6 protein-coding genes and 1 pseudogene are annotated in these 4,677 nt (G+C 65.7%); 1 reads left to right on the plus strand and 6 read right to left on the minus strand.

Features of this window, described 5'->3' with window-relative positions:
- The 5 genes and pseudogenes from JHD07_RS14715 to folE form a co-directional block, all read right to left on the minus strand.
- Positions 1-261: pseudogene (locus JHD07_RS14715) on the minus strand (hypothetical protein); the annotation flags it as partial.
- Positions 262-273: 12 nt separating this feature from the next.
- Entirely contained in the window at positions 274-483 is a 210-nt protein-coding gene (locus JHD07_RS14720; RefSeq protein WP_291623342.1) for a hypothetical protein, read from the minus strand.
- A gap of 62 nt (positions 484-545) precedes the next feature.
- Complete coding sequence (locus tag JHD07_RS14725; RefSeq protein WP_291623344.1) at positions 546-1,610, minus strand: transglycosylase SLT domain-containing protein; 1,065 nt, start codon at positions 1,608-1,610, stop codon at positions 546-548.
- Between the two features lie 181 nt (positions 1,611-1,791).
- Positions 1,792-2,214 carry a phosphoribosyl-AMP cyclohydrolase gene (gene hisI / locus JHD07_RS14730; RefSeq protein WP_291623346.1) on the minus strand — a complete coding sequence of 141 codons (423 nt, stop codon included), beginning with the start codon at positions 2,212-2,214 and terminating at the stop codon, positions 1,792-1,794.
- A gap of 84 nt (positions 2,215-2,298) precedes the next feature.
- Positions 2,299-2,988 carry a GTP cyclohydrolase I FolE gene (gene folE / locus JHD07_RS14735; RefSeq protein WP_291623348.1) on the minus strand — a complete coding sequence of 230 codons (690 nt, stop codon included), beginning with the start codon at positions 2,986-2,988 and terminating at the stop codon, positions 2,299-2,301.
- 253 nt (positions 2,989-3,241) lie between these two features.
- Between folE and JHD07_RS14740 the strand changes: the two genes are divergently transcribed.
- Positions 3,242-3,709: an iron-sulfur cluster assembly scaffold protein gene (locus tag JHD07_RS14740; RefSeq protein WP_291623350.1), complete on the plus strand. Its 468-nt coding sequence runs from the start codon at positions 3,242-3,244 to the stop codon at positions 3,707-3,709.
- 155 nt (positions 3,710-3,864) lie between these two features.
- Here JHD07_RS14740 and JHD07_RS14745 read toward each other — a convergent pair.
- Positions 3,865-4,677, minus strand: an 813-nt coding sequence (locus JHD07_RS14745) for a hypothetical protein (protein ID WP_291623352.1), incomplete at its 5' end; no start/stop codon positions are given.

A 4,677-nucleotide genomic window follows, 5' to 3' on the forward strand; every position in this document is an offset into this window, starting at 1 on the left:
CGCCACGCTCGGCTGGTCCGCCGACAGCGCCCGCACGATCGTCGCCGGCGCCTCGCTGCTGCGGGCAAAAGCCTCGGCCATCGCCTGCCGCACAAGCGGCGAGGGATCGTCGAGCAGCATCAGGAGCGCGCCTTCGGCGGCGATGCGATCGTCTGCGGAAAGGTCCGAGATCAGCCAGGCCCGGGCCAACGCCCGTGTCGCCTCGGCGCGCTCGCCGGCGGGCGCCGTCCTAATCCAATGAATGAATTGCCGAACAATCATCCTGCTTCCGGCTTACACAACAGACGAAAAACGATGACGGCTCGTCATCTGCAACACAAAATAAACCACGACGCTTAACAAAGCGTTCACCATAACCGGCTGGTTTTGTTGATGATTTGTTAAGGGAACAGAGGCGCCCTGCGCGTACCCCGGACGCAGCAGCACGCCGTGATGCGCTGCTGAGCCAGGGCCCATTTCCAACAAGAGGATTCGTCGCAGCATGGGTCCCGGCTCTGCGCAGCAGCGCTTGCGCGCCGCAGCGCGTCCGGGACACGAGATCTCGGCTAGCTCGAGAACGTCCCGCTGCGATCGCTGAAGAGGTCGAGCGGCTGCGGCGGCCGCACGTCCGGCGTCACCGAGGCGACGGACGTGAGCGAGGCGTTGTTGCCCCACAGTTTCTGCACCGTCGCGGAGACCGGCTGCGCGGCATCGCCGGGCTGATAGATCGAGCGAAACACCGGCGTGCCGGGCGCGCTGTCCGCGACGGTCGTCGTGGACGACGTCGCACTGACGGGCGTCACGGCGCGTGTATTCGGGAAGGTCTGAAGATAGGCGGCATTGTCGATCACCGGTGCCGTCGGCTGCACGCCGGTCGCGCTCGCGACCTCGGTGGTCGACGGCGTGCCGCCATACATCGCCATTGCGCTACGGGTCACTTTCGAGTTGGCCGCGCTGGCGTAGCGCGCATCGAGCACCGAATAGACCTCGGACACGCTGCGCGCGCGGCCGTCCCTGGCGTAGAAGATCGAGCGGTTGGCCGCGGCTGCGTTGGGAAACAGCCGCGCGCCGACCGCTTGCGGATTGTCCTCGGCGTTGGCGATCAGTTTTGCTGCGCCGCCGACGCCCATGAAGTGGGCCATGTAGAGTTCGCTGTCGCTCGGCCTCCGCCCGAGCAGGCCGGTGAGCTTGAAGCCGTTCGACTGCGTCAGCGCCGCGGCCATGGCGGAAGCGGCTTCGGGATCGTCGCGCAGCTTCATGATCGACCGCTTCTTCACGGGATCGTCGACGGTGTAGCTGCCGGACGAGGTCTTGGTGATGGCATCGGCATAGCTGCCATAGCCGAGCTGCGCGCCCGCTTCCTTCACCGTGCCGAGCCAGGTCTGGTCGATGAACTGGTAGAGCCCCTGCGCGGACGACGTCGTGGCGGCGGCCGCCGGATTGAAGTCCGATTCCATCTTGGCGGTGGTCAGCATGTACTGGAAGCTGACGCCGGAGATGTTGGATGCCTGCTTGATCGCACCGGCGACGCGCGCGCGCGACGGATCGAGACCGGCCGTCTGCGTCGCACTGAAATTGTCGACCGACATGTTGGAGTGCCCGACCCGCGCGGCGTTGAGCGGCGCCGGCAATTCGGTCGCCCTATCGTCTCACCGTGAAACAGGTATGGTTAACGCGGGGTTAATCCGGCGGTTCGGGCCTCCGCCGTCATTCCGGGGCATCGCGAAGCGATGAGCGGAATCCATCGAGCCGCACGTGATGCCGTACGATGGATTCCGGGCTCGCGCTTCGCGCGCCCCGGAATGACGGCACCTACTTCTTGTAGACCGCGTCCGGATCGAACAGCCGCTCGGCGTCGGCGAACACCAGCTTCGCTTCCCCGCCCGCTCCCTCGACTTTGCGATAGAAGCACGACCGCCGCCCGGTGTGGCAGGCTGCGCCGACCTGCTCGACGCGGATCCACACCGCATCCTGATCGCAATCGGTGCGGATCTCGATCACACGCTGGGTCTGACCCGAACTCTCACCTTTTCGCCACAAGGCATTGCGCGAGCGGCTGAAGTACCAGGCCTCCCCGGTCGCAATGGTCTTGCGCAAAGCCTCGTCGTTCATGTGCGCGACCATGAGCACGTCGCCGGTGGCGACGTCGGTCGCGACGCAGGTCACGAGGCCGGCCGCATCGAACCTGGGCCGGAAGGCGAGTCCTTCCTCGATGTCATGAGAGTGAGCTGACACGGCACCCCTCGCCAAAGCATGATCCGGAAAAGTGCAAGGTCGTTTTCCGAAGAGACCAGGCTCAAAGAATAAAGCTTCGCGAGGTCAGCGCGTGCCTCGCACCAGCGACAGGAAACGGGCCTGCTCCGCCGGATTGTCGCGGAACATGCCGGTGAAGCGGCTCGTGAAAGTGGAGGCGCCGTGCTTGGCAACGCCGCGCACCGACATGCAGGTATGCTCCGCCTCGATCAGCACGGCAACGCCGCGGGGCTTGAGGACCTCGTCGATGGCCGCCGCGATCTGCGCCGTCAGATGCTCCTGGGTCTGGAGGCGGCGGGCGAAGATGTCGGTGAGGCGGGCGAGCTTCGACAGGCCGACGACCCGTTCCACCGGCGTATAGGCAATGTGCGCCTTGCCGTAGAACGGCATCATGTGGTGCTCGCATTGCGAGGTGAACTCGATGTCGCGCACGAGGACGAAGTCGTCATAGCCGGCGGTCTCGCCGAAAGTGCGGTCCAGCACCTCGGCCGGGCACTGGTGATAGCCCTGATACAGTTCGTCGAAAGCCTCGACGACGCGGCGCGGCGTGTCGAGCAGGCCCTCGCGTTCGGTGTTCTCGCCGATATAGGCGAGCAGCGTCTTCACCGCCGCTTCCGCCTCGGCGCGCGCCGGGCGAGGCTGGTCGGCGCGGACGGCCGCCGCCAGGAATTCGGCGGGATCGAGCTCGGCCGGTCGGCTCTCGGGCTGCCGGTCGGTGGGCTTGCCAGCGCGGATGGATGTGATTGCAGCGTCCATATCGACTCCGTTCGACGGCCTCACGGCCGGAGTGTCACCGGCAGACGGGGCGGCGAGCCGCCGGACGCCTGAACAGAACAACTTTCGGCGAAAAGATCCTGGGTCATAACGCCGGCCGCGCAGATCTGGATCTCCGCAGCCGCACCGCTGGACTGTTTTTCCACCAGTTCCGCCCCTATATAGGACCGTGGACGGCGCCCGCCAAGGCCGATCCGGCCCGGACGCGGGTGTGGGAAGTGTTGGACTCCATCACATGCTGAACGACATTTACAACAAGCGGATCATCGAGTTGGCCGGGAATATTCCGCGCCTCGGGCGGTTGTCGGACCCCGATGCCACCGCGACTGCCCATTCCAAGCTGTGCGGCTCGACCGTGAAGGTCGATGTCAAGATGAGCGGCGACACCGTCACGGACTTCGCCCATGACGTGAAGGCGTGCGCCCTGGGGCAGGCCTCTTCATCCATCATGGCAAGTCACGTGGTCGGCTCGACTGCGAGCGAACTCCGTGAGTTACGCGAAACCGTTCGCAAGATGCTGAAGGAGAACGGCGCGCCTCCTCAAGGCAAATGGGAAGAGATCAAGTTTCTGGAGCCGGTCCGCGACTACAAGGCGCGCCATGCCTCGACGCTCCTGACCTTCGATGCCGTGGTCGATGCCATCGGTCAGATCGAGGCCAAAGCCAAGGACGAGGCCAAGCAGCCTGCCGCAGCACAGGGCTGAAGCCCCCTCTCCGTCGTTGCGGTGCGATACGCAGCATCAAACCGGGAATGCCGAGCGAAGCAGCGCGAGAGCTTCAGGCTCACACCTGCGCACGCACTTGCACACCAGGGTTCGCGCCGACGCGCGCCCCGGAACGATTACGGGGAATCGTGGGCTTACTTCTGCGTCGCGGCGGCCGGCGTGACGACGCCACCGGTCGGCACCACGGCTTCCGCCGTCTTGGTCGACTTGTTCGCCTGCTCCGGTTCCGCGCCGAACCTGGCCTGGGACTTTGGTGCAGCCTCCGCCATTGCCGGCACCGAGATGTCCACATGGGGGAGCACGTCGGCTACGAGATCGGTCGTGACCAGATTGGTGAGTCTGAGCTCACCGGCGTCGAGCTCGTGCAGGTCTTCCCAGGGCGGGACGCTGAGTGCAAGCGACAACAAGTCGCCGGCGCCGCCCATGTCAAAGGTGTATTTGGCGAGGCGGCCGATGTCGCGCTCCACGATCATCAGATCCTGCGCGCTATAGCTCGCCGACTTGGCATCATCGGCGCGATCGCCCATCCAGATCTGGTGAACCCTGACGTGAGCGGATTCCGGCACGTAGCGCTTCTTGCCGGCCAGCAGCAGGAACGCGCACATGGATTCGCAATAGGCTTCGGGCGCGACGGCCGGGCGCGTCGACGGCCCGCCACGGAGGCTCACGCCGACTGTGGTCAAAAGCCCGAGATTGCGGAAGCGCCGGCCGAGCGTGATCGCGTCATTGACGGAACCGCCGCTGGAGTCGAGCACGACGGTCGCACCGCCGAGCTGGCGCCCGCGCGCAAACTCCTCGAATTCCCTGGGGGTATCGGCGGTGATGATGCCGACTGCACTGATCCAGCCCCGGCAGTTCGGCTCGCAGGCGACCCAGCCGAACTTCATCGGCAGCTTGCGCTCTTCGAGGGCAGCGCCCGCTCGGGCCGACGACCCGAATGTCGCGAG

The sequence above is a fragment of the Bradyrhizobium sp. genome (assembly GCF_016462955.1).
Classification (GTDB): domain Bacteria; phylum Pseudomonadota; class Alphaproteobacteria; order Rhizobiales; family Xanthobacteraceae; genus Bradyrhizobium.

What these genes read in the sequence shown, in the direction of transcription:
- JHD07_RS14720 (WP_291623342.1), bottom strand. Translation starts at nt 483, where the DNA reads ATGCTGCGACGAATCCTCTTGTTGGAAATGGGCCCTGGCTCAGCAGCG.
- JHD07_RS14740 (WP_291623350.1), top strand. Translation starts at nt 3,242, where the DNA reads ATGCTGAACGACATTTACAACAAGCGGATCATCGAGTTGGCCGGGAAT.
- folE (WP_291623348.1), bottom strand. Translation starts at nt 2,988, where the DNA reads ATGGACGCTGCAATCACATCCATCCGCGCTGGCAAGCCCACCGACCGG.